General features: G+C 65.2%; 23 protein-coding genes. 15 read left to right on the top strand and 8 right to left on the bottom strand.

Annotated elements, in window-relative coordinates:
- Positions 1 to 2: 2 nt before the first annotated feature.
- Genes ACYKG1_RS11205 through ACYKG1_RS11195 form a run of 3 tightly spaced genes read right to left on the bottom strand, consistent with a single transcriptional unit; the run spans position 3 to position 3,594 of the window.
- Entirely contained in the window at positions 3 to 488 is a 486-nt protein-coding gene (locus ACYKG1_RS11205; RefSeq protein ID WP_478470458.1) for a MaoC family dehydratase, read from the bottom strand.
- On the bottom strand, positions 485 to 1,363 hold the full coding sequence (locus tag ACYKG1_RS11200; RefSeq protein WP_262226609.1) for an alpha/beta fold hydrolase: 879 nt from the start codon (positions 1,361 to 1,363) through the stop codon (positions 485 to 487). Before ACYKG1_RS11200 ends, ACYKG1_RS11205 begins: the two co-directional genes overlap by 4 nt.
- A gap of 32 nt (positions 1,364 to 1,395) precedes the next feature.
- Positions 1,396 to 3,594: a TonB-dependent receptor gene (locus tag ACYKG1_RS11195; protein ID WP_478470456.1), complete on the bottom strand. Its 2,199-nt coding sequence runs from the start codon at positions 3,592 to 3,594 to the stop codon at positions 1,396 to 1,398.
- 197 nt (positions 3,595 to 3,791) lie between these two features.
- On the opposite strand from ACYKG1_RS11195, the gene ACYKG1_RS11190 reads away from it, so the two are divergent.
- Positions 3,792 to 4,796 carry an extracellular catalytic domain type 1 short-chain-length polyhydroxyalkanoate depolymerase gene (locus ACYKG1_RS11190; protein WP_478470455.1) on the top strand — a complete coding sequence of 335 codons (1,005 nt, stop codon included), beginning with the start codon at positions 3,792 to 3,794 and terminating at the stop codon, positions 4,794 to 4,796.
- A gap of 89 nt (positions 4,797 to 4,885) precedes the next feature.
- The gene (locus ACYKG1_RS11185; protein WP_262226605.1) at positions 4,886 to 5,242 is read left to right on the top strand and encodes an excalibur calcium-binding domain-containing protein; all 357 of its coding nucleotides are present in this window, start codon (positions 4,886 to 4,888) and stop codon (positions 5,240 to 5,242) included.
- A 46-nt stretch (positions 5,243 to 5,288) separates the two neighbouring features.
- Here ACYKG1_RS11185 and ACYKG1_RS11180 read toward each other — a convergent pair whose 3' ends face one another.
- Positions 5,289 to 5,843, bottom strand: a complete 555-nt coding sequence (locus ACYKG1_RS11180) for a hypothetical protein (RefSeq protein WP_478470453.1) — start codon at positions 5,841 to 5,843, stop codon at positions 5,289 to 5,291.
- 274 nt (positions 5,844 to 6,117) lie between these two features.
- On the opposite strand from ACYKG1_RS11180, the gene ACYKG1_RS11175 reads away from it, so the two are divergent.
- Together ACYKG1_RS11175 and ACYKG1_RS11170 are read left to right on the top strand one after the other, a co-directional pair.
- Positions 6,118 to 6,933 (top strand): S1 family peptidase, encoded by an 816-nt coding sequence (locus ACYKG1_RS11175; protein WP_262226603.1) that lies wholly within the window; start codon positions 6,118 to 6,120, stop codon positions 6,931 to 6,933.
- A 125-nt stretch (positions 6,934 to 7,058) separates the two neighbouring features.
- Complete coding sequence (locus ACYKG1_RS11170) at positions 7,059 to 7,628, top strand: hypothetical protein (RefSeq protein WP_262082537.1); 570 nt, start codon at positions 7,059 to 7,061, stop codon at positions 7,626 to 7,628.
- Here ACYKG1_RS11170 and ACYKG1_RS11165 read toward each other — a convergent pair.
- The 3 genes from ACYKG1_RS11165 to msuE are packed head-to-tail and all read right to left on the bottom strand — an operon-like array spanning position 7,585 to position 10,274.
- Positions 7,585 to 8,619: a methionine synthase gene (locus tag ACYKG1_RS11165; protein ID WP_478470452.1), complete on the bottom strand. Its 1,035-nt coding sequence runs from the start codon at positions 8,617 to 8,619 to the stop codon at positions 7,585 to 7,587. The two genes, ACYKG1_RS11170 and ACYKG1_RS11165, sit on opposite strands and share 44 nt — an antisense overlap.
- Positions 8,620 to 8,658: 39 nt before the next feature.
- Positions 8,659 to 9,636: a DUF1852 domain-containing protein gene (locus ACYKG1_RS11160; protein ID WP_100472422.1), complete on the bottom strand. Its 978-nt coding sequence runs from the start codon at positions 9,634 to 9,636 to the stop codon at positions 8,659 to 8,661.
- Positions 9,637 to 9,692: 56 nt separating this feature from the next.
- Positions 9,693 to 10,274: an FMN reductase gene (gene msuE, locus ACYKG1_RS11155; RefSeq protein WP_100472419.1), complete on the bottom strand. Its 582-nt coding sequence runs from the start codon at positions 10,272 to 10,274 to the stop codon at positions 9,693 to 9,695.
- 175 nt (positions 10,275 to 10,449) lie between these two features.
- On the opposite strand from msuE, the gene ACYKG1_RS11150 reads away from it, so the two are divergent.
- Both ACYKG1_RS11150 and ACYKG1_RS11145 read left to right on the top strand, forming a co-directional pair.
- Complete coding sequence (locus ACYKG1_RS11150) at positions 10,450 to 11,364, top strand: LysR family transcriptional regulator (RefSeq protein ID WP_262082540.1); 915 nt, start codon at positions 10,450 to 10,452, stop codon at positions 11,362 to 11,364.
- Positions 11,364 to 12,233: a methylenetetrahydrofolate reductase gene (locus ACYKG1_RS11145; protein WP_478470451.1), complete on the top strand. Its 870-nt coding sequence runs from the start codon at positions 11,364 to 11,366 to the stop codon at positions 12,231 to 12,233. Before ACYKG1_RS11150 ends, ACYKG1_RS11145 begins: the two co-directional genes overlap by 1 nt.
- On the opposite strand, the gene ACYKG1_RS11140 is transcribed toward ACYKG1_RS11145, so the two are convergent.
- Entirely contained in the window at positions 12,215 to 13,321 is a 1,107-nt protein-coding gene (locus tag ACYKG1_RS11140; protein WP_478470450.1) for a serine hydrolase domain-containing protein, read from the bottom strand. The two genes, ACYKG1_RS11145 and ACYKG1_RS11140, sit on opposite strands and share 19 nt — an antisense overlap.
- Positions 13,322 to 13,559: 238 nt before the next feature.
- Here ACYKG1_RS11140 and ACYKG1_RS11135 point away from each other — a divergent pair, with 238 nt between their 5' ends.
- The 9 genes from ACYKG1_RS11135 to ACYKG1_RS11095 all read left to right on the top strand — a co-directional run bounded on the left by ACYKG1_RS11135 (position 13,560) and on the right by ACYKG1_RS11095 (position 24,490).
- Positions 13,560 to 14,087 carry a DUF6622 family protein gene (locus ACYKG1_RS11135; protein ID WP_100472407.1) on the top strand — a complete coding sequence of 176 codons (528 nt, stop codon included), beginning with the start codon at positions 13,560 to 13,562 and terminating at the stop codon, positions 14,085 to 14,087.
- A gap of 130 nt (positions 14,088 to 14,217) precedes the next feature.
- Positions 14,218 to 14,706 (top strand): hypothetical protein, encoded by a 489-nt coding sequence (locus tag ACYKG1_RS11130; protein ID WP_478470448.1) that lies wholly within the window; start codon positions 14,218 to 14,220, stop codon positions 14,704 to 14,706.
- Positions 14,707 to 15,232: 526 nt separating this feature from the next.
- Positions 15,233 to 15,952, top strand: coding sequence for an RNA polymerase sigma factor (locus tag ACYKG1_RS11125; protein ID WP_478472740.1), 720 nt, complete (start codon positions 15,233 to 15,235; stop codon positions 15,950 to 15,952).
- Positions 15,949 to 16,992 carry a FecR family protein gene (locus ACYKG1_RS11120; RefSeq protein WP_478470446.1) on the top strand — a complete coding sequence of 348 codons (1,044 nt, stop codon included), beginning with the start codon at positions 15,949 to 15,951 and terminating at the stop codon, positions 16,990 to 16,992. Before ACYKG1_RS11125 ends, ACYKG1_RS11120 begins: the two co-directional genes overlap by 4 nt.
- A gap of 108 nt (positions 16,993 to 17,100) precedes the next feature.
- Positions 17,101 to 19,557, top strand: coding sequence for a TonB-dependent siderophore receptor (locus tag ACYKG1_RS11115; protein ID WP_478470445.1), 2,457 nt, complete (start codon positions 17,101 to 17,103; stop codon positions 19,555 to 19,557).
- A gap of 46 nt (positions 19,558 to 19,603) precedes the next feature.
- Positions 19,604 to 21,487: a PepSY-associated TM helix domain-containing protein gene (locus tag ACYKG1_RS11110; protein ID WP_478470443.1), complete on the top strand. Its 1,884-nt coding sequence runs from the start codon at positions 19,604 to 19,606 to the stop codon at positions 21,485 to 21,487.
- Between the two features lie 169 nt (positions 21,488 to 21,656).
- Positions 21,657 to 23,852: a TonB-dependent siderophore receptor gene (locus ACYKG1_RS11105; protein WP_478470441.1), complete on the top strand. Its 2,196-nt coding sequence runs from the start codon at positions 21,657 to 21,659 to the stop codon at positions 23,850 to 23,852.
- A 58-nt stretch (positions 23,853 to 23,910) separates the two neighbouring features.
- Positions 23,911 to 24,204 carry a hypothetical protein gene (locus tag ACYKG1_RS11100; protein WP_478470439.1) on the top strand — a complete coding sequence of 98 codons (294 nt, stop codon included), beginning with the start codon at positions 23,911 to 23,913 and terminating at the stop codon, positions 24,202 to 24,204.
- Positions 24,191 to 24,490, top strand: coding sequence for a hypothetical protein (locus tag ACYKG1_RS11095; RefSeq protein WP_071227836.1), 300 nt, complete (start codon positions 24,191 to 24,193; stop codon positions 24,488 to 24,490). The genes ACYKG1_RS11100 and ACYKG1_RS11095 overlap by 14 nt, the downstream gene beginning before the upstream one ends.
- Positions 24,491 to 24,492 lie beyond the last annotated feature (2 nt).

Here is a 24,492-nt window from a genome sequence, read left to right as displayed (position 1 = left end):
CGCTAGGCAGGCACCACGATCAGTGACAACTGCTCGGCGACCACTGCAACCTCGCCATCGGCAGCCAGCTCCACGGTCTTGCGCTGGGTCAGCAGCCACTGCCCCGGTTGGCGCGGCTGGAGGGACACCAGCTGCGAACGCACCCGTACGTGCGAGCCGCTGGGTACCGGCGCCAGGAAGCGCACCTTGTTCAGGCCGTAATTGAGCACATGCGCGATGCCGGGAAAGCCGGCCAAGGCGGCCACATCCTCTTCCACCGTCAGTGACAGCAGCAGGAAGCCGTGGGCGATGGTGCGCCCACCCGGCAGCTGCGCCTGTGCGCGCACCGGGTCGACGTGGATCCAGTTGTGGTCACCGGTGGCGTCGGCGAAGGCGTTGATCCGCGCCTGCGAAACCTGGGTGATGCTGCCCAGCCGCTCGCCGGCCGCCCATTGCTGGAGAGGGCGCAGGGCGGCCGGCAATGCCTCGGTGGAGGCGGCTGTGCTCACCGCACGTCGTCCAGCAGGGCCAGGATGGCATCGCGTGCTTCCGGCTCGTTCAACATCGGCGCATGGCCCACGTCCGGCACTTCAACCAGGCGTGCGCGTGGCGATGTCGCGGCCATCTGCCGGGCGACATCGGCAGGCAGGATGTCGGACAGGGCGCCGCGCACCACCAGTACCGGCACGCGCGCGGTCAACCCGCGAACCGCGCGCCACAGCACCGGGCGCAGCAGCCACAGCAGCCACGGGCGGGTGGTGCGGATCACCGCCGGGTCGTAGTCCAGTTCCAGCAGCCCGTCTTCGCGCTGGCGGAACGTACGCAGGGCCATGGCCCGCCAGTCCTCCACGGTGTAGCGCGGGAATGCCGCCTTGCCGATGGTGCCCATGTAGGCGGCGGCCTGCTGCAGATCCATCGGCGGCACGGGCTTGCCGGCGTACTTGCCGATCCGTGCCAGCGCCTCGCGCGGCACTTTGGGGCCGGCATCGTTCAATACCGCCGCAGCAATCCATTGCGGTGCGCGCGAGGCCAGGGTGATGGTCACCAGCACGCCCAGCGAGGTGCCGACGAACACGGCCTTGTCGATGTTCTGCGAGCGCAGCAGTGCGACCATGTCGTCCGAATAGGTGCGCGGGTTGTAACTGGATGGATCCTGTGCACGTTCCGACCCGGCACGGCCACGCAGGTCGACGGCGATCACGCGCCAGCCCATGCCGGTGAGCACGTCGGCCAGTGCATCGAAATCGGCGGCATTGCGGGTCAGGCCGGGAATGCACACCACGGTGCCGCGGAGCGCCTGCCCGGCGTCCGGTGCATGGTCACGCGCATGCAGGCGCAGGCCATCGTCGCTGTTCCAGTACAGATCTACGTAAGACTGCATCATGCAGGGGCTTCCTGGAAATCGTAACGGATGCGCTAGAAATCGTAACGGACGCTGAGGCTATATTGGCGTGGCGGGCCATAGAAGCCAATCAGCGTGCCGACTGCAGGAATGTTGTAGCCAGTGGTGCGGTATTCCTTGTCGGCCAGGTTGGTGCCCTGCAGGGAGAACGTCCACGCGTCATCCAGCCGCCAGATCACACCGGCATTGACCAGGCTGTAGCCATCCTGCTTGATCACCGGGCTCAGGTCGGTGGTCGGCCACACCTCGCTCTGGTAGCTGTAGCTCACCCGTGCCGACAGGTTGCCGCCGTTGGCCAGGTCGGTGCGGTACTCCACGTTCAACGCGCCCGAGAACTCCGGCGCATTGGTGAACTTCATCTGCCGGGCCACGTTCATGCCACGATCGATGTACTCGTCGTACCTGGTGTCCAGCCAGGCCAGGTTGCCGGAAATCAGCCAGTGCTGGCTGGGCAGATACTGGTACTCGACCTCCACGCCCTTGACGGTACCCGCGCCGGCATTGGTGAAGTCGCCGAAGAAGGAATCATCGATGCCGTCGCCATTGGTATCCAGGCCGGTGAACACCGACAGCTGGATGTCCTTGTACTTGTTGTAGAAGGCCGACAGATTCAGGAACAGGCGCTGGTCGAGGAAGGCCATCTTGCTGCCGACCTCGTAGCTGTCCACGGTCTCGTCATCGAACGGCTCGGCCGAGCGCGGCACCGCCACCGCGTTTGCACGGATGTTGTAGCCGCCGGATTTGAAGCCGCGCGTTGCCAGCCCGTAGACCATGATGTCCGGGGTGACCTGGTAGTCCAGGGAGACCTTGGGTGAGACGTTCTTGAAGTTGGTCTTCTTGTCGAAGTCCGCGGTTACCGCCACCGGCCGGCTGAAGCCCGGGTCGGCGTAGAGGCGGTTCAGCACGATCGCGCGCTTGTCCTCGTCGGTGTAGCGGGCGCCCACATCCAGCTTGAGCCTGCTGGTCAGGTCGAAGGTCCAATCCGCATACAGCGCGATGCTGTCGGTCAGTACCTTGCCCTGGTTGTCGGCGAACTGCGCGCTGAAGTAGTTGTTCTGGATCTGCCCACCGGCCTCGCCACTGAACTGGTACAGGCCCACCACGCCGCGCACGCGTCCACCGGCATCGTAGTTCAGCTGCACCTCGTTGCTGACCTGGTCATCGTGGTAGGTGCCCCCCACATCGGCCAGCTTGACCGGCGTGGTGTCGAAGTCGATGTTGGCTTCACTGTCCGATTCACGCTTGGCCACCACGTACTTCACCGCGACATCCTCGTTCGGCCGCCAGTTCGCCGTGGCCGAAGCGCCCTTGGTTTCCACGTTGTTGAGGTTGCGCATGCCCGAGCGGATGTCGTAGCGGCTGTCCATCGGCGGGTAGGCGCGCAGGAACGGATTGGGCGCGAGCATCTTCGAGCCGCGCATGCCCGACTGGTCATCGCTCCAGTCCAGTGCGAACTGCACATCGAAATCATCGCCCGCATACGCCCCAAGGTTGAGGCGCGCCGCGTTGACCTGCTTGTCGCTGACCGGCTGGCCGTTGAAGGTGTTCTCGCCGAAGCCATCGTGGTTCATGCTGGCCACCGCCACGCGTGCACGCAGGCCGCTGTCGGCGCCACCGATCGGGCCGCCGATCGCCGCCTTGGCATCGAGCTGGCTGTAGTTGCCCACGGTGATCTGGGCGAAGCCCTCGGTCTGGGTGGGCAGGCCGCGCGAGATGTACTTGATCGCACCGCCGATGGTGTTCTTGCCGTACAGCGTGCCCTGCGGGCCGCGCAGCACCTCGATGCGCGAGACGTCGAACACATCCAGCAGCGCGCCCTGCGGACGTGCGATGTAGACGTCATCCAGGTAGATGCCGACGCCTGGGTCCGCGCCCCAGGTGGGATCGGACTGGCCGACGCCACGGATGTAGGCGGTCACCGTGCTGCTGGCGCCGCGTGCGGCGTAGATGGTCAGGTTGGGCACCTGCCCATCCAGGTCGCTGATGTCCTGGACATTCATCCGGTCCAGCACCTCGGAGGTGAAAGCGGTGACTGCCACCGGCACTTCCTGCAGGGTTTCCTCGCGCTTGCGCGCGGTGACCTTGATGCTGTCCAGATTGGTGGGTGAGGCGCTCCTGGCCACGGGCGCCGCCCCCTGCGCCGCATCCTGTGCCAGTACCGGGCCAGACGCCAGCAGCGCGCCGATCATCAGGCTCAGACAATTCCGTTTCATTCATTCCTCCCCAGGGCATGTCCATTGCAGATGGCCCGATGCCACCCCTGCAGCCAAGGCTAGCGGTGTCATCGGCCAGCAGCGAGTGGACCTAGGTCCAGTCGGCAGCGGCCGCCGGATGCGGATACTGGGCTCGCCCCCAGCCGGACGCGTTCCCGGTACTCCTTCATCCACGACTCACCCCTGAGGATCTGGTCATGAAATCCGGAATCGATTCGATCAAAGCGATGGCGCTGGTGCTGTGCACCTGGCTGGCAACGGCGGGCAGCGCGCTTGCAGCCAGCCCGGCAGGGCATTGGGATATCGGCCTGTACGGCAACCTGTTCGGCGCCCGCGAATACCAGGTCTGGGTGCCGGCCGGCTACGACGCGGCCCAGCCACTGCCCCTGCTGCTGGTGCTGCACGGCTGCGTGACCGGCCCGAACCTGATGGGCGAGGCTTCAGGCTTCAACGAGGTCGCCGACAGCGAGGGCTTCATCGTGGTGTATCCGCGCCAGAACGTCACCTCCAATCCTGCGCGTTGCTGGAACTGGCAGCTGCCGATCAATCAGGCGCGCGACAGTGGCGAGCCATCACTTCTGGCCGGCATCGTGGACAAGGTGAAAGCCAGCTACAGCATCGATCCGCACCGGGTCTATGTCACCGGCATTTCTGCCGGCGGCGCGATGACCTCGATCATGCTGGCCTGCTACTCGGATGTGTTCGCTGCCGGCGCCATCCACTCCGGCGGCATGTACAAGGGCGCGACCACCATTTCCGGCAGTGCCTACGCGTTGTTGGCCGGCAGCATCTACTCACCGGACAGCAACGGTCGGCTGGCCTGGCAGTGCTCGGGTTCGCCTTCGCCGCGGCCGCTGCCGGTGCTGGTGTTCCATGGCAGCGCCGACCTCACCGTCAACCCGGTGAACGGTGAGCAGGCGGTGCGCCAGTTCCTGCAGACCAACGACCTGGCTGACGATGGCCTGGACAACGATTCGGTGAAGTACGTGCCGACCAGTACCTATCACGGCCAGGTGCCGGGCGGACGCGCGTATACGGTGGACACCTACGCCTACGGTGGCAGGACGCTGGTGCAGCACTATGTGGTGCAGGGAATGGGGCATGCGTGGAGTGGCAGCCAGTCCGGCCTGCCGTTCACCGATCCGAAGGGGCCCGATGCCACGCTGATCACCTGGTTGTTCCTGAAGGACTACCAGCGCTGAGTGGCGGCCGCCGCAGCATCGGGCCTGATTGACGGTTGAAACGCCATGCTAGCCTTCCCCTTGGCAGGATTGCCTGACAGGGGGAAGGCATGGATACCCGACGCCGCGATTCCATCGTATTGGCTGCATCCGGCATGCTCGCACTGGCGCTGTCTGCCAATGCGCTCGCGCATCCGGGCGGCCTCGACAAGCAGGGTTGCCACACCAACCGAAAAACGGGTGACTATCACTGCCATCGAGGCGCCCCAGCCGCACCTCGCTACGTCGATACCCCGCGCAGCAGTTTCGCCCCCGGTTCTGCGCGCAGGTCCGGGGCATTTGCCAACTGCGCGGAGGCCCGCGCCGCCGGGGCTGCGCCGGTACGGCGTGGTGATCCGGGGTATGGCCCGCACCTCGATCGTGACAATGACGGCGTGGGCTGCGAACCCTATCGGGGCCGCAGGTAGGCGCTGCGGAGCCGTTGCTTCGGTGCCGGTCAATTCCTGCCGTTCCTCACGTCCGCTTGCCGAGACCCCCAACGATGTGATCGATGTGCTTCACGCAGCTGTAGATGACATTGACAACCGAGTTCTCGTTGTCCTTTTCGTAGGCCCACTTGTAGAACTCAAACACATTGGCGCGCACAGGGTCCAGTCCGTAATCGATGATCTTCATCAAGGCCTGTACGCTCTCGCGCAGGGATAGTGGCCTTGGCTTGCAGCCTTTCTGCTTGGAGAAGGAATGAGCCAGATACTTGCTTCGGTAGGCGTACATTCCTCTGTCCTCAATCTCTCTCTTCACGGCGCGGATTTTTTCACGCAGTTCGACAGGGAAATTCTTTATCTCGGTGCCGTAGTGCTCAAATATCTCGTTGAGCTTGCACAGGCCAATCAATACTCCGGTCAGGCACAGGCGATTGATGGACAGGTAGTTCTCGTTGCTTGCCTCCATTGCCGGTTTCAGCTGAAAGGCAAGATCCACGGGCGTCCTGATGTCGCCCACAAGATCATTGAGAAGCCACCCCATATCGACAAGACGGGACCTCGTTTCATCATCCTGCACTGACACCTTGAACTCCCGACGTAGAGGCATGAACTGCGGTGGCCAGAGACTGCGTGCCTCGGCACGGATTTGGCGTTGCCCAATTATGCTCATCCTCAGCGCAGAATGCTGGCTTCGGTTGGAACGGCCAGAGACTGCTCGATCCCCATGGGTAGTGCTGATTGACTTGGCGGTTGAATTTCCAGCCTTTGTCGCCCCACGCCAGCGTTGGTCGCCGGTTTTCCATCGGGCCGATATGTTCGGCTAGTCTGCAATGACTGACCACAGGGATGATGACCCCATGAACCGCTGGCTTTTCCTCGCACTTGCTGCGCTCCCGTTCGCCGCCGGCGCCGTGGTCATCCGCGATGATGTCGACGACGCCAGGTATCAGATCGATGCATCGGTGTTCCCGGCACTGGCGGACATGCCGGGCGAGGGGCACGGCGTCCTGATCGCGCCGCGCTGGGTGCTGACCGCAGCACATGCCGCACCGATGGAGGGCATGGGCGCCACCATCACCCTCGATGGGAAGGGCTACGGCGTCGAGCGTGTTTTCCTGCACCCCGGCTACCGGAGGATGCCCGAGGCCCTGGGCAAGGAAGCGATGGCAACGGGGAGTGCGTCGAAAATCCACGCGTTTCTGGCGGCGTCGGATGACATTGCGCTGATCAGACTTGCGACACCAGTGAGCGACGTGCAGCCGGTGGCGCTCTATCGTGGCAGCGCCGAGGTCACCCAGATCGCCGCCTTGATCGGCAAGGGCGCCACCGGCAACGGCGCCGTGGGGCTGGTGCCAGGCGGCCCGCATCGCACGACCCTGCGGCGGGCATACAACGCACTTACCGGCGGCAACGACCGGTATCTCTGGTACCGGTTCGATCCGCCTCCGCAGGCCCTGTCGCTGGAGGGCGTTCTCGGCAACGGTGACAGTGGTGGACCGTTGGTCATCGAAGATCACGGAACGCCACGGCTGGTGGGGCTCGGCTCATGGATCAGCGCCGTTCCCGAGCATGCCCTTGAGGCGGGCTTCTATGGCCAGGTTGTCTACAACGTCCGCGTGTCCCGCTACCTTGACTGGATCGAAAGCACCATGGGGCGTGACGCGTCACATTAATGCCCGCGGCGCGACTGTACGGAGCGGGCGCAGCAGACGGAAGCACGCCTAAACGATTCATGGTCCCGGACAACCGCATGGCTCGGATCTCAGCCGTTGCGACGGGCGCTCGTATCCTTCCCGCCATGAGTTCCCCATTCGATCTTCCAGATTTCATGAAAGTCACCCGGCCCTCCGGCTGGGTGCAGAGCGGCGAGCGCTGGGACCTGTGGTGGAACGGGCGCTCGGTGGCCAACATCGTGCCGCATGCCGTGCTTGGCTTCCGGGTGTACCTGGACGCACGCAAGATGTCCCAGACCAAGGTGGTGGCCGCCACGAATGTGCGTCAGGCCAGGCGCTACGCAGAGCGCTGGTGTGCCGCGCGGCTCTGCCCGCAGCTGCGGCTGCGCGAGGCAGTGGCGCGCCTGGTGGACGTAGCGCCGGAAGCGAGCGCTGCGCCGTCGCCCGCACTTTCGGCGGAGCAACAGCAGCAGGCCCGCCGCCTGGCCGAGGCCGGGGCAGGGGAGGTGGCACGGATCAAGCAGGCGCTGGCACCGCGACCGCCCGCGACGAAGGCCAGGCCGGAGCTGCAGGGGCGAGGTGGAGCCTGGTCGATACCCGGCCAGGCGCCGTCAAGCCGCCATTCGAACGGCAATGCCTCCCCTGCCGGGGTTATGCCGAGAGCTCCTCGCGCACGATCCTGGCTCCTTCGCTGAGCGCACGCAGCTTGCCCCGTGCCACGTCACGGGCCAGCGGCGCCATGCCACAGTTGGTGCTCGGGTAGAGCTTGTCGGCTTCCACGAACTGCAGCGCCTTGCGCAGGGTGTTGGCCACCTCATCAGCCGTCTCCACCGTGCTGGAGGCCACGTCGATGGCGCCCACCATCACCTTCTTGCCGCGCACCAGCTCGATCAGGTCGATCGGCACGTGCGAGTTGTGGCATTCCAGCGAGATGATGTCGAGGTTGGAGGTCTGCAGCTTCGGGAACGACTCTTCGTACTGGCGCCATTCCGAGCCCAGTGTCTGCTTCCAGTCGGTGTTGGCCTTGATGCCGTAGCCATAGCAGATGTGCACCGCGGTCTCGCACTTCAGCCCTTCGATTGCACGTTCCAGGGCGGCCACGCCCCAGTCGTTCACCTCATCGAAGAACACATTGAAGGCGGGCTCGTCGAACTGGATGATGTCCACGCCGGCGGCCTCCAGCTCCTTCGCTTCCTCGTTGAGGATCTTCGCGAATTCCCAGGCCAGCTTTTCGCGGCTCTTGTAGTGCGCGTCGTACAGGGTGTCGATCATGGTCATCGGACCGGGCAGCGCCCACTTGATCGGCTGCGTGGTCTGCCGGCGCAGGAACTTCGCATCCTCGACGAACACCGGCCTGGGGCGGCTCACGGCGCCGACCACGGTCGGCACGCTGGCATCGTAGCGGTTGCGGATGCGCACGGTTTCGCGCTTCTCGAAGTCGACGCCGCTGAGATGCTCGATGAAGGTAGTGACGAAATGCTGGCGGGTCTGCTCGCCGTCGCTGACGATATCGATACCGGCATGCTGCTGTTCCTGCAGGGACAGGCGCAGGGCGTCCTGCTTGCCCTCGACCAGGCCTTCGTCCTGCAGCTTCCAGGGCGACCAGAGCTTCTCGGGCTCTGCCAGCCAGGAGGGTTTGGGCAGGCTGCCTGCGGTGGAGGTGGGGAGCAACGTGTTCGTCGGCATTGTGTCGTGTGTCCTGGGGGCGGATGGAAAATCGATGGGTCAGCGGGCGGCCCAGCGCTCAAGCACGGCGCGGTACGGCTTGATGAAGTGCTCTTCGGTGAATCGGCCCTGCTTGACCGCCAGCTGGCTGCGCTCTTCGCGGTCGTAGACGATGCGGGTAGAGGAGTAGTCCTGGTGCTTCAGGCTGGGCTGGTAGACCTTGCCGGCCACGGAATTGGCGTTGTAGATCTCCGGGCGGTAGATCTTCTGGAAGGCCTCCATGGTGCTGATGGTGCCGATCAGTTCCAGGTTCGAGTAATCGCCCAGGAGGTCACCCTGGAAGTAGAACGCCAGCGGCGCGACGCTGCCCGGCGGCATGAAGTAGCGCACCTGCAGGCCCATCTTGTCGAAGTACTGGTCGGTGGGGGAAAACTCGCCCTGGCGGTACTCCACGCCCAGGATGGGGTGATGGTTCTCGGTGCGGTGGTAGGTCTTGCTGCTGGAAACGCTGATGCAGATCACCGGCCCCTTGCTGAAGTTGGCACGGTAGGCGTCCGAGCCCAGGAAGTGCTGGAACAGCTTGCCGTGCAGGTCGCCAAAGCCTTCGGGAATGCCGAAGGTGGCCTTGCCCTCGTTGCTGGCCGGCAGCACCACGCTGAAGTCGTAGTCGCGCACGTAGGACGAGAAGTTGTTGCCGACGATGCCTTCGGTGCGCACGCCGGTCTGCGTGTCGACGATGGTCGGCCGCAGCACTTCGATCAACGGGAACGGATCGCTGCCGTCGGCACCGTCGATGTGCATTTCCACCGAGATGATGTCCAGCTCGACGGCATAGCGGTCCGCGTTCGGGTTGTCCCAGTGCGCCAGGTCGTTGAAGCGGTTGTTGATCATGCTGATCGTGTTGCGCAGGTTCTCCTGCCGCGACGCGCCACGGGCCAGGTTGGCGAAATTGGTGGTGATGCGCGTGCCCTCGGCCGGCTGGTAATCCTCGTTGAAGGGGATGCGCGTGATGCTGAAGGTGAAGGTGTCGGTCGTCATGGGCGGCGTTCCGGGTTGCGGGGTGACATCCGAATGCAGGTGCGGGCATTCGGTATTCAAAGGACTGCAGCGGCCTCGGCAGTGGCAGGCGCTGCGCGATGGGACAGTGCCAGCAGGGGCATCGCCCGCTGCACCGCCAGCCGTGCGCGCTGGATCAGGGCGTCGTTGTGCACGCGGCCATCGGCGAAATCACGGTCGGTGGCGTAGACCCCCAGCGGCAGGGTGCGGGCCTGGAAGAAGCTGAAAAGCGGACGCAGCTGGTGGTCGATCACCAGCGCGTGGCGCTCGCTGCCACCGGTAGCGGCCAGCAGGATCGGGGTATCGACCAGTGCATCCTGGTCGATGAAGTCGAAGAAGTGCTTGAACAGGCCGGTATACGAACCGCGGTAGACCGGCGTGGCCACCACCAGAACGTCGGCCTGTTCAACGGCCGCCAGTTGCCGCTCCACCGCCTCGGGCAACTGCGAGCGCCACAGTGCACCGGCCAGTTGAGGCGCCAGTTCACCCAGTTCGATCAGGTGCGGCTCGCAAAGTACGTCTTCGCCGATCAGGCCCAGCAGGTGCTCGGCCAGGGTCGCAGCACGGGAGGGGCGCTGCAGCCCGCCGGAAACGGCGACGATACGGAGTGGACGGGTCATCTGTTCGCTTTCAGCAGGGGAGGGGCTCCTTCGGGCGATCTGCGGGGGCGCAGTCCTGCAGGCCGGCGAGGTGACCGGGCTGGCAGGCAACCGAAGGCATGACCCGATGCTAGTCACGCCCTTCCATGACGTAAAATGGTATTACTTCACCAATCCATGAGCGGGATTCATCGTCATGCTGGAGCGGATCCACCTCAGCATCGTGCAGCAGGTCGAGCAGCAGGGCTCGCTGACTGCGGCCGCCGGCGTGCTCAACCTGACCCAGTCGGCGCTCAGCCACAGCATGAAGAAGCTGGAGCAGCAGCTCGGCACCGATGTCTGGCTGCGCGAAGGCCGCAGCCTGCGCCTGACCCAGGCCGGACAGTACCTGCTGGCGGTCGCCAACCGGGTGCTGCCGCAGCTGGACCTGGCCGAGGAACGGCTGGGCCAGTTCGCGCAGGGCGAGCGCGGTGCACTGCGCATCGGCATGGAGTGCCATCCCTGCTACCAGTGGTTGCTGAAGATCGTCTCGCCGTACCTGGCCGCGTGGCCGGACGTGGATGTGGACGTCAAGCAGAAGTTCCAGTTCGGCGGCATCGGCGCACTGTTCGGCTACGAGATCGACCTGCTGGTCACGCCCGATCCGCTGCTGAAGCCGGGCCTGAAGTTCATCCCCGTGTTCGACTACGAGCAGGTGCTGGTGGTGGCCAGCAACCACGCCCTGGCCAAGGTGGACCACGTAAAGCCGCGCCAGCTCGGCCAGGAAGTGCTGATCAGCTACCCGGTGCCGTTCGAGCGCCTGGACATCTACAACCAGTTCCTGCTGCCGGCCGGCATCACGCCGCGGCGGCACAAGACCATCGAAACCACCGACATCATGATGCAGATGGTGGCCAGCGGCCGTGGCGTTGCCGCCATGCCGCGCTGGCTGGTGGAGGAGTACGCCGCGCGCATGGACGTGGTGCCCGTGCGCCTCGGCGCCAAGGGCATCCCCAAGCAGATCTACCTGGGGGCGCGCGAGGCCGATACCGGCATCGACTACCTGCAGGCCTTCATCGAACTGGCCCGTAACAGTTCGCCGCTTGCCGGCAATGCGCGTGGAGCGCGTTGATGCCGGCAGGTACTTCATCGCAGGCGGACGCCTTCATCAACGCCTTTTCACTGGAAGTCAGCGCAAAGGCCATGCCGGCACTGCGTGCCGAGGCGGCCCGCATACCGCGAGGCACGGTCATCTCCATTCCCTGGCTGGCCAGCGAGGACGACGATGCACGCCTGGCCGCCGCACGCACGGTGCGCGCGCTCGGTTTCGAGCCGATGCCGCATCTCTCTGCCCGGCGCATCGGGTCGCGTGCGGCGCTTGAGCGGTTCCTGGAACGCGCCGCCAGCGAAGCGGGGGTGGAGAAGTGCCTGCTGATCGCCGGTGATCTTTCCGCGCCCGCAGGGCCGTATGCCGACAGTACCTCGATCATCGAGACCGGCCTTCTTGAGCGTTACGGCATCAAGGTTGTTGCCATCGGCGGGCATCCGGAAGGCCACCCGGTGATGACCGCCGAGGATCGGTGGCGCGTGCTGGAGCGTAAGTGCCAGGCCATCGAGGCGAGAGGCATGGCACCGCTGATCATCACCCAGTTCGCCTTCGATGCCGATATCGTGCTGGCCTGGCTGGATGCGCTGCGCGCCCGTGGCATCACGGTTCCGGTACTCGTGGGCCTGCCGGGCCCGGCCAGCATTGCGCGGCTCGCCCGCTACGCTGCGATGTGCGGCGTGGGTGCCAGTGCATCGATGCTGGCGCGGTACGGCATCTCGATCGGCCGGCTGCTCGGCACGGCGGGGCCGGAGGTGTTCGTCGATCGGCTGGTGAAAGGGCTGACGGACGCCCATGGTCCGGTCAGCCCCCATTTCTTCCCGTTTGGCGGCATTGCGCCGTCGCTGGAGTGGGTAGCGCAGTACCGGCGGAGTGTTTACAGCAGCGGCGGCTGAAAATCAGGGCAGCTGCTCGTCCCAAGATCGAGGCGCTCTGCAATGCGCTGGGGATTGATGTCTCCGGCGCGATTGATCAGGACGACGACCGTTCTTCGCTGCGCGGGAACGTGCCGAAAATATCCGGTAAAGCCTGCGGTTCCGCCCCCGTGACCGACTACATTGCCGTCATCGGCAACCTGCCAGCCGGCCCCCCAGCCCGCCTTGCTTCCGTTGGAAAGAACCGTGTCGCACCACATGTGCCTCAGCGCGGCATCGGGTAGCAGCCGACCCTGGTCCAACGCCACAGCAAGGCGTGCCATGTCATCGATGCTCGCCAGCAGGCTGCCGGCCGCCCACGCCGAACCCGGAGCAGTGGGCGGTGGGTCGTGCCACTGGCCATCCTGGAATAGATGCCCCTGGGCAATCCGGCGCCGATCCTCTGAGCGGCGCGGCCCCGCGTCGCGCATGCCCAGCGGCGACAGGATCTCTTCCTGGAGGACGTTCCAGTAATCCATGCGGGTTGCATGTTCGATGGCCAGGCCGAGCAGAATGTAGTTCGTATTGGAATAGGCATGCCGCGTACCGGGCGCAAACTCCAGCGGCATCTGCTCCACCCCTGCCAGCAGTTCACGAGGGCGCGGACTCGTCGGCATCAATCGCAGGAAGTTGGCTTCATTCAAATAATTGGGAATGCCGGAGGTATGGCTCAGCAGCCGCAGCAGCGAAATGGATGCCCAGGCTGAAGGCAGTCCCTCCACATACAGGCCGATGGGCGCCGCTACGTCGAGCAACTGCCGCTGCTGGAGCCGGAACACCAGCAGCGCCGTGAACACCTTGGTGATCGATCCCAGCTCGAACACCGTATGGCGATCAATCGGTGAGGGCCGGGTGTCAGTGCGTCGGCCCGCTGCGGATAGTGCGGCGATGCGCCCATGATCTACCACAACGGCCGCCAGGCCAGGCTGTTGCTCGGCCTGCAGCAGCGTGTCCAGCGAACTGCAGCTGCCTGGAGTACTCCGGCTCGCCAGTGCAGACCGGGCAGGCAGGCCGCAGCCGGCAGCCAGTAGTGCTGCACACAGGTGGCGCCGGACAGGATCGTTGCGCATGGCGTATCAGCTCGCAGCGGCATTGTGGCAATGGTATCGCGGGTCGAGCAGGCCGAGCGGATGAGGCGGGTGTCCCGGGTGGGTCTGCCCTGCGGCTTCTGGCAGCGTGGCGTGCCGACACATCACCCACGAAGGCTGACAGCTGTCACTGGCTGCGACCCGGGCGGACGCGAATAGTGAGCGCCAAGGCGAGAGCGCCTCGCCACCACTCAGCCACCACTCACCAAGGGGACCGCTCATGAACATGCTCCAGCAACTCACCTCGCAGACGCCGATCTGGGTCTGGCTGCTCCTGGCCTTCCTCGTCACCCGTGGCATCGCCGCCATGAAGCCGGGGGAAACCTCGCTGCAGAAGCTGGCGATCGTGCCTGCGCTGTTCACCGCATGGGGTGCGTGGTCGATCAGCCATCGTTTCGGCACGTCGCTGAGCGCCTGGGGTGAATGGCTCGCCGGCATCGGCACGGGTGCCGCGCTGGGCTGGCTGCTGCTGGATCGGCTGAAGCTGACGATGGACCGCAGCACCGGCAAGCTCTGGCGCAACGCGGACTTCAGCCTGCTGCCGCTGCTGCTGATCACCTTCCTGGTGAAGTACGGCTTCGAAGTCGCGTTTGCGGTGTCGCCGTCGCTGACCGCCAATGCTGGCTTCAGTGCCGCCTACCTGCTGCTTGCGGGTGGATTCACCGGCCTGTTCATTGGCAAGTACTGCCGGTACCTGGCCTCGCTGCGGGTTGATGCGGCAGGCAAGGGGCTCGAAACCGCACGCTGATGGATCTGGTAGCGCCGGCCGCTGGCCGGCTCCTCACGTCACAGGCAATCGAGTTCGGCGCTACCATCGCAGCGGCTGCACCTCCGGTGAGAGCCCGGGATGGATGGAACCATCTGAACAGGAATCGATAATGGAAGCGATGTATCCGGTCGGCGTTGTAGGGGGAAAGCGGATCATCTGGTTCGCCTGGGTATCAGGTGACCATGATCGAGTGATGTCCAGCAATGGAAGGCCTGTCTGCGATAACAGCAAAGAAGGGCTCGAGGGTCAGGTCGCCGCTCGCGGCCGAGCCCTGGACTGGGAAGGAGAATCCATCATTGACCTCGACTCGCTGGTCTCGTCTGTAGATTCAGGGAGGGAGGTTGACCCCGGGAAGGTCGTGGATGCATGGAATTTCATGACTGACCTCTTCAGGGTGATCGGGAATGCCCCCAAGCAACTGTTTCACGCCGAGTTGATGGATAGCTATGACGCCTTCTTCTCGCAGTGCGAGGTCACTCAATCGCTTGGTCTGAGATCGATTTCCATTGCACGGCGCGATCTGGAACGGACGCTTGTCAGGCGCGCAACGGCTTCTGGAAGAATGGTCCATGCAGGCGGCCCGATTGATGGGGGGTGATAGCGCTACCGGGGATCGCCTGCAGCAGTGAAGGGCGCCGCAGGATCCATCGATTGCTTCTGCCTGCCCAGCTGATCAGCAGCACGGGCTGCGCCGCTCGCACTCGCATCCAGCCCGTGCACGCACCGGGACGTGTGTATCGAAACCTTTGCCTCGGTGAGCCAGCAGGGCCTGCGATCAGCTGCAAAGTCCGGGCTCGCCATCACTGTCGCTCTTCAGGATGACATCCAGGATGGCCTGGTTGCTCCACGCTGGCGATGGCGCGTCTTCGGTCCGTGTACTCGGCGCAGTGGGCTGAATCCCAGCGACCGGACAGTACGCCTGCTAGCGGGCGGCAACGGATATCAGCGTGCGCTGGACGAGTTGATCTCCCCGCACGGCCTGAATTCGCTTTCGCATCACGGCAAGAGCGGGTCAGGGGAGTTCCAATCGCAAATGACTCTCACTACACTTGCGGCATCCCACCCCTTCCGCCGCCTATGGCGGTCAGAACTCCGGCTCCCAACGTGAATTCCCCGCCCCACCTGTGCAGACCGCAGGCATTTGCCCCGAGGGTGATGTGTCCACGCTAGGCCGGGGCACGGGCAGCAACGCGGAACGGGCCTCTCCCACGGAGCCGGGCATTCCGGAAGATGCCTCGCCAACGGGCGGGAACCTCCTTGCGAAAGCCTATGCCCGTTGGCGCGGGCCCATTCTACGCAGCCTTGCGCGTGTCAGGGGTGCGGACGGTGAGGATGCCCTGCACGACGGTGCAGTCAAGTGGCTGGCGGCAAATCCTGCACTGGCGTCGTGCGACCAGCAAGGTGCCTATTTCCGGCGAACGGTGATGAACACCGTGGCCGATGAATATCGTGAGCACACCGCAGGCCGCCGTCTCCAGACGCTGCCGCTGGCAGATGCAGAGGATGCGGGCCAGGCCATCGCCAGCGATGAATCACAGTGCCCGTTGCAGCTCAGCGCCCAGCGGCAGCGCCTGGAGCGCCTGCGAGAAGCACTGGCCGAGCTGCCGGAGCGCCAACGCGAGGCTTTTGTGCTCTGCCGCTTCGATGGGCTGACCCAGGAAGACGTGGCTGCTCGCATGCAGATCTCCCGCCGCATGGTGGTCAAGCACCTGTCGCGAGCGGTTGCCTACTGCGAAGTGCGGGTACGCTATGCGTCTCTGGCACAGATGCAGGAACTGCATCGCCCGATCAAGGCGGGCGAGGCGTTGGCGCCTGCCATCGATGCTGATTTTCCCTGCCGATGACCGATCTCCCTTCTGCCGCAGGTTCCGACCCGTTTGCCCTGCATGAGGCGGCCGCCGCGTGGATGGTGCGGCGGCAGGATGCGGACTGGCAACCGGAAGAAGAGGTAGCCCTGCAGCACTGGCTGGCCGAGAGCGAAGCGCACCGACAGGCGTTCGCCGACGTGGCCAGAACCTGGCACGACCTGGGCCAGTTGCCGCGCCCCGTGCTGGCCTCGGACGCGCGTGCGGTGATCGCCCCAGCAGTACCTGCACCTGCCGCTCCACGCCGGGGCAGGGCGGCGCGGCGTGCACGGTCGTGGCGCCTGCCACGCGTTGCGGCGGCTGCGGCCGTGGCGATGCTCGCCTTGGGGTACGTCGGCTACGGTTGGTACACCGCGCCCAGCTACGTACAGGACGTGGTCACCGGTGCGGGCGAGATACGTGATCTTCAATTGCCGGACGGCTCACGGATTTCACTCAATGCACGCAGCACGCTGGCGGTGCATTTCTATCGATCCCGTCGTGAAGTGGTACTCAGCCAGGGCGAGGCGTACTTCGAGGTCGCCCCGGCGGCCGACCGGCCCTTCACCGTCGATGCCCAGCGTAGCCGGGTGACGGTGGTCGGCACGGCCTTCAATGTGCGCAATGGCCCGGGCGAAGTCGTGGTCAAGGTGCTGCATGGGCACGTGCGGGTACAGCCGGATCGCGCAGAAGGTTCCTCGCCGGTCAGCCTGCACGCCGAACAAGGCCTGGCCGTTACCACGCTTACAGCCGCCTACCGCTCCATTGCCGCCAGCGCAGACAGCATTGGCGGCTGGCGCAACGGGCGCCTGGTGTTCCGGCGCACCCCGCTGGACGAAGTGGCGCAGGAGGTCGGGCAGTATCTGGGCCATCCCGTCACGCTGGGCCAGCCAAGGCTGAAGTTCCTGCCGGTCTCCGGCTACGCAGCCACCGATGCCCCAGCCACCTTCCTGGAGGCGCTGCCGGATCTGTTGCCCGTGCAGGTGACCCGCACTGCCCAGGGCGGCTATCGCATCGACGAACGGCCTGTTGCCCGCTGACCCCGGAACGAAAATTTCTACCGGGGCGGGTTCCCACCCCACCGCCGTTTTCCGTTTACCCCAGTGAGGCCAGTAGCGGCCAAGCATGATGGAGCGGTAATGGGGTACATGAAGATCAAGCGCGCACTTGTTGCTGGCGCGTTCTCTACGGGGGCACACGCCAAGCGGCTGCCGTTGCTGGCACTGTGCATTTCCAGCGCGCTGGCAGCGCCGGCCATCGCACAGGCGCAGCCGGCTGCGCGCGTGCCGTTCAATATTCCGGCGCAACCGCTTGATGCCGCGCTGCGCCGCTTTTCCGAGCAGTCCCGGCAGCAGGTGCTGTTCAGCGAATCGGCGGTGGCGGGCCGTCGCGCCCCGGCCTTGACCGGCAGCTACACACCGCAGGAAGCACTGGCGCGCCTGCTGGAGGGCAGTGGCGTGCGTGTCAATGCCACCCGTCCGGGCGTGTTCACCCTGGCGCAGGAAGCAGCAACACCTACGCGCAGCAAGGAGGCCCAGACCACCCTGCAGACGGTGAACGTGACCGCCAACGCGCCAAGTGATGGCGCCTACACAGCACGTGAGCTGAGCCTGGGCAAGCTGGGGCAGAGCATCCGCCAGACCCCGCAGTCGGTCAGCGTGATCACCCGCCAGCAGCTGGACGACCGCAACCTCACCACGCTGGACGAGGCGCTGGCGCAGACCACGGGTGTGACCAAGACCGCCCGCAACTTCGGCAACCACAAGTTCTCGATCCGCAGCTTCACCGTGGACGACAGCAACTATCTGGTCGATGGCGTGGCCGGCATCGTCTATGCCCCGGTGGGTTGGCTGCCGATCGACACCGCGGTGCTGGAGCGGGTTGAAGTGCTGCGCGGTGCCGGTGGCATGATGCTGGGTGCGGCCGACCCCAGCGGGGCGATCAACATGGTGCGCAGGCGCCCGCGCGACCAGGCCCATCTCGATCTGGCGGCAACTGTGGGTTCGTGGGACAACTACCGCGTCGAGGTTGATGGCGGCGGCCCGCTCAATGCCGCCGGCAGCGTGCGCGGCCGACTGATCGCCGCCTACCAGGACCGCGATTACTTCCAGCGGGGAACCTCATCGAAGACACCAGTGGCCTATGGGGTGATCGACGCCGACCTGGGTGCGGACACCACGCTGACCTTCGGCCTGCGCCACCAGGCCAGTGACACCGACGGCTACTGGCTGTTCGGCCTGCCGCGCTACACCGATGGCGGTGCGCTGGACATCAAGCGTTCCACCTCGCTCATCCAGGACTGGAACCGGCAGGAGGGCTCCGTTGAAGAAGCCTTCGCAGAAGCGGAGCACCGCTTCAACGAACGCTGGAAGGCGCGCCTGTCGGTGAACCGCACCGAATCGGACCTGGACCAGCGTGTCGCGGTTCCGCTGGGCGGGGTGGACCGCGCCACCGGCATCGGTTCGCGCTTCTATGACATCTATTTCAACCGCTCGCGCGTGCGCAGCGATGGCATCGACCTGCACACCACCGGCAGTTTTGAAGCCTTCGGCCGCAGCCATCAGGTGCTGCTGGGCGCCATGTGGTCGCGCCAGCGTACCCGCCAGAGCTCGGCGGACCTGGCCATCGACGTGCCGATCAATGTCTATGCACCCGACCACAGCGCCATTGCGCAGCCGCTCCAGCCAGCCTGGGACTGGTCAGAAAACGCCCGCGCCCAGCAGAGCGGCGTGTACAGCAATCTGCGCCTGCAGCTGGCAGAGCCGCTGCACCTCACGCTGGGTGGCCGGCTGAGCTGGGTGAAGTACCAGTCCAGCGATGGCTTCACTGGCGCCAAGAGCCGTGACTACGAACAGAAACACGAATTCACCCCGTATGCCGGCCTTGTCTACGACCTGGGTCCACAATGGTCGGTCTACGCCAGCTACGCCGACACCTTCCAGCCGCAGAGCTCGTACGTCACCGCGTCCGGCTCGGTGCTGGATCCGGCCATCGGCGCCAACTACGAGCTGGGCGTGAAGGGGGAATTGAACGATGGGCGCTTGAACCTTTCCGCTGCGGTGTTTTCCATCCGCAAAACCGGCAACGCCGTGGTGGACGAATCCGACCCGGGCAGCTGCCGTGGCTCGCTGGCGTCGTCCGATTGCTACCGCAATGGCGGCAAGCTGCGCAGCAAGGGCTTTGAATTGGAAGCCAGCGGCGAACTGGCACCGGGCTGGCAGATGATGGCGGGCTATACCCACGTCACCAGCCGCGACGATGAGGGCGCGACCATCAGCGCCGAGACACCTCGCCACCTGTTGCGCCTGTCGACGTCCTACCAGCTGCCCGGCAAGTGGAACGCGTTCTCCGTGGGTGGTGGTGTATCGGCACAGAGCAGCTACTCCTATCCGGCCTACGACGACCCGGACTGGCGCATGGGTGCAGCAGGACGTGCTGTGTGGGACCTGCGTGCCGGCTACCGGATCAATCCGCGCTGGAGCGTGGGCCTCAACGTGGCCAACCTGTTCGACACGCGCTATTACGCGATGATCAGCCAGATCCGCCGCGGCAACTTCTTCGGCGAACCGCGCAATGTAATGCTGACGCTGCGCGGCTCGCTGTGATCTTCCGCAACCGGCGGGGCAACGGCCTGCCCGTCACGGGGCAGGCATGAAGGCAGGCTTCCGGCAGAGCATGTCGTGGCTGCACACGTGGTGCGGCCTTACCTGCGGCTGGCTGCTGTGCGCGATCTTCCTGACCGGCACGCTCAGCGTGTTCCGCGAGCCGATCACGCGATGGATGGAGGCCGGCCCCGTGCCGGCCTCCTTGCCGGCGGTGGACACCGCAACGCAGGCGGTGCGTGCGCAGCACTGGCTGGCCGCAAACACCACCGATGCACGGGCATGGCAGATCCGTTGGCCTGCGCAGCACGGCTGGCCGCTGGAGCTGTCATGGGAGGATGGCGACGGCAACGCGCACGAACGCTGGGTGGATGCCAGTACAGGCATGCCACAGCCTCCACCTCGTCTTCGGGAAACCGAAGGCGGGCGCCACTTCATGTCCTTCCATTACACCCTGCACGGTGGCATGGCCGGCTACTGGCTGGTCGGCTGGATCACCGCCTGCATGCTGCTGGCGCTGGTGTCCGGCGTGGTAGTGCATAAACGCATCTTCAAGGACTTCTTCACCTTCCGCCCGGGCAAGGGACAGCGCAGTTGGCTGGATGCGCACAACCTGAGTGCCGTGCTGACCCTGCCATTCCTGTTCATGATCGGCTACACGGGGCTGACCTTCTTCTACAGCAGCTATCTGCCGTGGCCGGTGCACGCCGCCTATGGCGATGCGGATGGCGCCTATGCGCGCTACGAAGCCGAGCTGGCGCCTGCACCGTTGGCTCCGCCCGGCATCCTGGTATCCACCGCGCAACTGCCGGACCTGCCGCAACTGCTGGCACGCGCGCACGCCATCAGCGGGCAGCCACCGGCACTGGTCGTGATCCAGGCGCCCGGCACCGTGCACAGCGTGGTGGAGGTGATCGGCCGCAAGCCCGAGGGGGGCGCGGACAGGCATCTGCTGACCGAAGCCAGCCGGGTGACGTTCGATGCTGCCAGCGGCACGCTGTTGCAACAGCATGGCGCACGTCCGCATGCCATTGGCGCCGTACAGGTGCACGAAACCATCGAAGCACTGCACAAGGCCGATTACGGCGGCTGGCCGATGAAGTGGCTGTACTTCATCAGCGGTCTGCTCGGCACGGCGATGATCGCCATCGGCACGCTGCTGTTCTCCATCAAGCGGCGCAAGCGCAGCGAGCATGAGTTCGGCGCGGCCACGGCGGGCATCTATCGCTGCGTGGAAGCGTTCAACGTCGCATCGCTGGCCGGGGTGGCACTGGCAAGCTTCGTCTACCTGCACGGCAATCGGTTGCTGCCACTGGAAATGAGCGATCGCAGCGCATGGGAAATACGCATTTTTCTTGCTGCCTGCGCGGCCTCGGTGGCGCACGCGCTATGGCGCCCACCGCGCCTGGCCTGGATCGAGCAGTTGTGGCTGGCCGCAGCACTGTGCCTGGCACTGCCGCTGGTGAACATGGTAACCACCGGGCAGGGCGTGCTGATGTATCTGCAGCGGGGTGCATGGCAGCAGGCCGGCGTGGAGCTGGTCGCACTGGCATTCGGGTTGATGCTGGCAAGAATGGCCCTGATGCTGCAGCGCCGGTGGCCACGGGCGCAGGAGGCGGCGCGCCCGGCCAAGCCTCCGGCCGGGCGGGGAGCAGCCCATCGCTGGCAGGTGGCGAGCCGTGTGCTGGCCGCCTCGCTGGGCGGCTACGTGTTCACCGCGGTTACCGCTACGGCGCTGGCGTTGTTGTTGCCCGCGCTGGTGGGGGTAAGGACGTCCGTTTCGGTCCTGACCAGTTCACTGCTGGGGTTCGTGCTGTTCATTGCCATCGCTGTGGGCGTCTTCAGCGCCCGCAGTGTTGGGAGGGTATGGCTGAGTCTGGCGGCGGGGAGTGCCCTGATGGGGTTGCTGATGGCGATGCTGAGGGCAGGCTGAGGGCAGGGGCACTCCCGAAAAAGCACGGAGGGTGCGGAGATGCTAGTGCGAATGATTTGCGTTTGATACAATTTAACGTGAAATTAACGCCGCCGCAGCTGCCGCCTAGGGCGCACTTCCTACCGTAGGCCCCCCAATGTCCAAAATGATCCTTGCTTCCCGCGCTCCCATGCGCACCCTGTTGTCCACGTCCGTTGCGCTGATGCTGGCCTTGCCACTGGTGGGGCATGCCGAGGAGGCTTCGGCAGAATCGCCCGATGGCAGCGCCACCACCCTGGATGCGGTGCGGGTCAACGCCTATCGCACCACCACCCACACCTCCGGCGCGACCAAGACCGACACGCCGATTGCAGAGATGGCCAAGTCGGTCTCGGTCATTGCCCGCGAGGAGCTCGATGCCCGCGGTGTGCAGAACCTCAACGAGGCGATGCGCTACGTGGCGGGCGTCGTCCTGGAGAGCGGCGGCATCGACAACCGCGTCGATGACTTCCGCATCCGTGGCTTCGATGCCGGCAGCTGGAGCAATAACGTCACCATCGACGGCATGCGGGCGCCGCAGGGTGGCCAGTGGAACCGGACCATGGTGGACAGCTGGAACCTGGACCGTGTCGAAGTGCTGAAGGGACCGTCGGCCGTCATGTATGGCCAGGTGGCTCCGGGTGGCATGGTCAACCAGGTCAGCAAGACCCCGACGCCTGACCAGCAGCAGGTGCTGCAGTTGGGTCTGGATGGGAACGGCCAGTACAGCAGCGCATTCGACCTGGGCGCGGCATCGGACGACAAGCGCCATCTGGGCCGCCTGGTGGGCCTGTATCGCGACGGTGACACGCAGATCAAGCACACCCAGCAGGAGCACTGGTTCCTGGCGCCCAGCTATACCTTCCAGATGGCCGAGCGCACGCGCCTGACGGTGCTGGGCCTTTACCAGCGCGACGACGGTGGCTCGACCTACCAGTTCCTGCCGATGGACGGCACGCTCAAGGCCACCCCCTATGGGCGCATGAAGAACACGACCTTCATTGGCGAACCGAACTGGAACACCTACGACCGCACGATCTGGACGGCCGGCTGGCTGTTCGAGCATGCCTTCAACGAGAACTGGACCCTGAGCCAGGGGGCTCGCCGCACCAACGTGGAATCGACCTTCCGCACCGTGGTGACCAATGGTGGCCTGAACCCGGATGGCCGCACGCAGAAGCGACGTGCCACCTGGGGCGAGGGGGACTCCCAGGGCGACACCATCGACACCCGTGTGACCGGCAAGTTCCAGACCGGCTCGGCTGAACACACGCTGCTGGTGGGCGTGGACTGGCAGAAGGCCGATTGGGACGCGGCACGCGGTGCGATGCGTGATCCGGCGCCGATCGACATCTTCAATCCGGTCTACACCGGCTATGTTCCGGTCACCAACAGCATCAGCTACTCGGGAGGCGTCAACCGCCAGACGGGTGCCTACCTGCAGGATCAGATCGCGCTCGACAAGTGGCGCTTCACCGTGGGTGGCCGTTACGACTGGACCAAGGACGACACCTGGACGCAGTCGTACACCGTGGCTACGAATCGCTACGGCGCACGCGCGCCGAGCCGCATCAAGAACGAAGCCTTCAGCGGCAACGCTGGCATCCTGTTCGTGGCTGACAACGGCCTGACCCCGTATCTGAGCTATGCGGAGTCCTTCCAGCCGGCAGGCAGCACGGCGACCCAGTCTTTCGACCGGACGCCGTTCGACCCGATCACCGGCAAGCAGTGGGAAGTGGGCGTGAAGTATCAGCCGTCTGGATTCGATGGCCTGATCACGCTTTCGGCCTACGATCTGCGCCAGCAGAACATCCTGACCAACGACCCTGACCCCAGCCACAACACCTGCGGCACGACTGGGTCCAGCCAGTGCCAGGTCCAGGATGGCGAAGGCCGCGTACGTGGCGTAGAACTGGAAGGCCGCGTCACCCCGCTCGACGGCTTCAGCGTGATCGGTGCCGCATCGTGGATGGACTCGGAAGTAACCAAGAGCAACAGCGGATATCAGGGCAAGCAGTTGGCGATGGTTCCGGACTGGACCGCTGCACTGTGGGGTGACTACACCTTCCAGGGCGGGGCACTCGCGGGCCTGAGCCTTGCCGCAGGCGTCCGCTACAACGGCGAAAGCTACGGTGACAGCGCCAACGTCTACCTGATTCCGTCCTACACGATGTGGGATGCGGCGATCCGCTACGACGTGGGCGCGATCGGGCGTGTGGGCACGCAATTCGCGCTCAACGTCAGCAACCTGACGGACAAGCGTTTCGTGACCACGTGCAGCGGTGTCTCCTCGTGCTTCTTCGGCACGGGACGCACGGTCACGGCCACCGCCCGGTTCACCTGGTAACCCTTTTGCCCCGTGACCGGCCAGCCAGGTCACGGGACTTTCGTATGAGACTTCCAGAATGTCAGTTGTGATGGCGTTGCTGGCCTCAGCCACGGGTGTGGTAGGGGCGTGGCTGTTCTACCTGGCGTCACCGAAACAGCAGTGGCGGCGCGCCGGACCTTGGCCTGTCCGTGGGAAATGGATTCCCGGCAGCATCTTGTCGCTGGTCTCGCTTGCCTTGTTCCTGTCTTTGATGGGAAGTGGTGCGGCCTTCTTCACCTGGTTGACGATTCTGATGCTGGTCTGGTCAGTGGCGCCGTTCCTGGGCGTCTGGCGTGGCCGTCGAGGCGCAGGCCCGCATGGCCAAGCCTGACAAGCTGCAGAGCCGCCACTGGTTCGGAAAGATGTGCGCAGGCGTACTCCTGGGCTTCGGGCTCTCCCTGGCCTTGTCCGGCCTGTTCGCGTGGTTCGGCCCCGGCGGCATCGATGGTGGGGGCGGCAAGGCCCAGTTCAACATGTGGCTGGTCGCGCTGCTGTGGGCGCCCCTCCTGTCATTCGTCTTCCTTTTCCGTAGCAGCGCAAGCGCCTGGCTGTGGCTGGGTGCTGCCAACCTGGTCGCCTTTGGCGCACTCTGGCTGGCGCGAAGCCAGCTGGGCTGATT

It is taken from the genome of Stenotrophomonas sp. 85239_Sma (assembly GCF_056481725.1).
Note: the sequence above shows the minus strand (reverse complement) of the source record. Positions and strands in the feature narration are given on the sequence as shown.

Excerpts from the sequence above, each read along its gene's own strand:
- ACYKG1_RS11200 (WP_262226609.1), bottom strand. The coding sequence starts at position 1,363 with ATGATGCAGTCTTACGTAGATCTGTACTGGAACAGCGACGATGGCCTG.
- ACYKG1_RS11195 (WP_478470456.1), bottom strand. The coding sequence starts at position 3,594 with ATGAAACGGAATTGTCTGAGCCTGATGATCGGCGCGCTGCTGGCGTCT.
- ACYKG1_RS11190 (WP_478470455.1), top strand. The coding sequence starts at position 3,792 with ATGAAATCCGGAATCGATTCGATCAAAGCGATGGCGCTGGTGCTGTGC.
- ACYKG1_RS11185 (WP_262226605.1), top strand. The coding sequence starts at position 4,886 with ATGGATACCCGACGCCGCGATTCCATCGTATTGGCTGCATCCGGCATG.
- ACYKG1_RS11175 (WP_262226603.1), top strand. The coding sequence starts at position 6,118 with ATGAACCGCTGGCTTTTCCTCGCACTTGCTGCGCTCCCGTTCGCCGCC.
- ACYKG1_RS11170 (WP_262082537.1), top strand. The coding sequence starts at position 7,059 with ATGAGTTCCCCATTCGATCTTCCAGATTTCATGAAAGTCACCCGGCCC.
- ACYKG1_RS11165 (WP_478470452.1), bottom strand. The coding sequence starts at position 8,619 with ATGCCGACGAACACGTTGCTCCCCACCTCCACCGCAGGCAGCCTGCCC.
- ACYKG1_RS11160 (WP_100472422.1), bottom strand. The coding sequence starts at position 9,636 with ATGACGACCGACACCTTCACCTTCAGCATCACGCGCATCCCCTTCAAC.
- msuE (WP_100472419.1), bottom strand. The coding sequence starts at position 10,274 with ATGACCCGTCCACTCCGTATCGTCGCCGTTTCCGGCGGGCTGCAGCGC.
- ACYKG1_RS11150 (WP_262082540.1), top strand. The coding sequence starts at position 10,450 with ATGCTGGAGCGGATCCACCTCAGCATCGTGCAGCAGGTCGAGCAGCAG.
- ACYKG1_RS11145 (WP_478470451.1), top strand. The coding sequence starts at position 11,364 with ATGCCGGCAGGTACTTCATCGCAGGCGGACGCCTTCATCAACGCCTTT.
- ACYKG1_RS11140 (WP_478470450.1), bottom strand. The coding sequence starts at position 13,321 with ATGCGCAACGATCCTGTCCGGCGCCACCTGTGTGCAGCACTACTGGCT.
- ACYKG1_RS11135 (WP_100472407.1), top strand. The coding sequence starts at position 13,560 with ATGAACATGCTCCAGCAACTCACCTCGCAGACGCCGATCTGGGTCTGG.
- ACYKG1_RS11130 (WP_478470448.1), top strand. The coding sequence starts at position 14,218 with ATGGAAGCGATGTATCCGGTCGGCGTTGTAGGGGGAAAGCGGATCATC.
- ACYKG1_RS11120 (WP_478470446.1), top strand. The coding sequence starts at position 15,949 with ATGACCGATCTCCCTTCTGCCGCAGGTTCCGACCCGTTTGCCCTGCAT.
- ACYKG1_RS11115 (WP_478470445.1), top strand. The coding sequence starts at position 17,101 with ATGAAGATCAAGCGCGCACTTGTTGCTGGCGCGTTCTCTACGGGGGCA.
- ACYKG1_RS11110 (WP_478470443.1), top strand. The coding sequence starts at position 19,604 with ATGAAGGCAGGCTTCCGGCAGAGCATGTCGTGGCTGCACACGTGGTGC.
- ACYKG1_RS11105 (WP_478470441.1), top strand. The coding sequence starts at position 21,657 with ATGCGCACCCTGTTGTCCACGTCCGTTGCGCTGATGCTGGCCTTGCCA.
- ACYKG1_RS11100 (WP_478470439.1), top strand. The coding sequence starts at position 23,911 with ATGTCAGTTGTGATGGCGTTGCTGGCCTCAGCCACGGGTGTGGTAGGG.
- ACYKG1_RS11095 (WP_071227836.1), top strand. The coding sequence starts at position 24,191 with ATGGCCAAGCCTGACAAGCTGCAGAGCCGCCACTGGTTCGGAAAGATG.